Below are 1,874 nucleotides of genomic sequence, written 5' to 3' on the forward strand. Positions count from 1 at the left end.
CTACTGATATGTTAATTGGGGTAGCAATTCCTCCTTCATCAGGCGTTTCTCAGGAGAATCGGAATCCGCAAGGAGTAGCCATTAATGTGGGAGAAGTAGAAAACCGAGGCTTTGAGTTGGCTCTGAACTATCGGCAAAGCGTAGGCGACTGGATCTTGGATATTACCGGTAATGCCGCCTGGAACCAAAATGAAGTGCGAGCGTTAGACGATAATCAGCAGATTCTGACCGGAGGTGGCGGGCACGGCTACACCGGTAATACCTCTATTACGGAAGCCGGACGACCGATGGGAACCTTTTTCGGTTTAGTTGCGGATGGTATCTTTCAAGACTACGATGAGATTCGCGCTCACGCTAATCAGGGTTCTTCTCCGTTTGATGATGAAGGAGCTCTACTGCCCGCCGACCAACTTACCGGACGAACGGCTCCGGGTGACTTGCGCTACCGAGATATCAATGAAGATGGCGTAATCAATAACGATGACCGTACCTACATTGGTAATCCTTGGCCGGAGATGATCTACGGACTAAACGCGAATATCACATTTCGCAATTTTGACTTTACTATGTTCTTCCAGGGAGTGCAGGGAGTGGATTTGTTTAACGCGCCTAAGGCGTATACGCGCACCGTGTTTAGCGACTACAACACCAGTGATTTAGTGTTTGAGTCCTGGACTCCTGAAAACCCTACCGAGCATCCAAGGTTAATTGCTACTGACCCTAACGGAAACTTCCGGCAGCCTTCTACCTATCATATAGAAGACGGTTCCTTCCTTCGCTTACGTAATATTCAGTTAGGCTATACGTTACCTAACGCGGTATTGGATCGACTGGGAATGACCCAAGCCCGCATTTTTGTAAATGCTCAGAATATTCTAACGTTGACCAACTACGAAGGTATTGACCCGGAAGTGGTGGGAAGCGAGAGCTCCAGTAATGCCAACACCCAACGAGGCGTGGATCATTACCGACAGTACCCTCAAACCACTTTAGTTTCTGCTGGACTACAACTTGGCTTTTAATAATAAACAACTATGAAACGATTATTAAATAATACTCTATGCTTAGCACTGGCTCTACTGCTGTTCGGTCGGTGTTCAGAAGATCCGTTAGATGTAGCTAATCCGAATCAGATTGATGCGGCTGTTTTCTTCCAAAGCGTAAGCGACTTAGAGCTTTCGCTTACCTCGGTATACTCTGCCATGAAGCCTCACGACTTGTTCGGAGCAGATCTTTGGCCTAAAGTGCACTTTGGGTTACCCAAAACGGCTAACCAAGATTGGCTAGGTACCGACGGCTGGAACCAACTCTACCGCAACGAGGTAACGACTGATAACCCATTGGTACGTAACTTCTGGCGAGCGTTCTACCGGGGCATTGCCCGATCCAATGATTTTATTAGTAATGCCAACCGATATGTAGAAGAGCGAGAGCCTTCGGAGGATGAAGTAGCTCGTATCAACGAGATGATTGGCGAAGCTTCGTACCTACGGGGATTTTATTACTTCCATATGATTCGGCTGTGGGGCGAAGATATTCCCGCCCGTAATCCGAGTGCACTAGGAGTACCACTAATCTTGGAGATAGCTCCTACCCGGGATGATATGTTTGTGGATCGGGTTACCGTAGATCAAATCTACCAGCAGGTTATTAGCGATTTAGAGGCAGCGGAAGCGGCTTTACCCGAAAGCTGGGATGGAGATAACACTGCTCGAGCGGATGCTTTTGCCGCTAAAGCGCTGCTAGGCAAGGCTTACATGAATTACGAGGACTACGCTACCGCCCAGGGATACTTTGAGGAGATTATCAATAGCGGCGAGTTTTCTTTAGTACCCTTTGAAGAATATATGGGGCTGTTTAACGGAGAAAATGAG

Annotated in this window: 1 protein-coding gene and 1 pseudogene; both read left to right on the forward strand. The window is 47.8% G+C overall.

Annotation, left to right across the window (positions count from 1 at the left end; translation table 11 throughout):
* Window positions 1-1,022 (forward strand): annotated as a pseudogene (locus WBA23_RS10680) (SusC/RagA family TonB-linked outer membrane protein); the annotation flags it as partial.
* 12 nt (window positions 1,023-1,034) lie between these two features.
* A partial coding sequence (locus WBA23_RS10685; RefSeq protein WP_424582267.1) for a RagB/SusD family nutrient uptake outer membrane protein occupies window positions 1,035-1,874 on the forward strand: 840 nt, incomplete at its 3' end.

Origin of the sequence: Tunicatimonas sp., from assembly GCF_049647865.1 — a bacterium.
In the GTDB taxonomy this organism is placed as follows: Bacteria; Bacteroidota; Bacteroidia; order Cytophagales; family Cyclobacteriaceae; genus Tunicatimonas.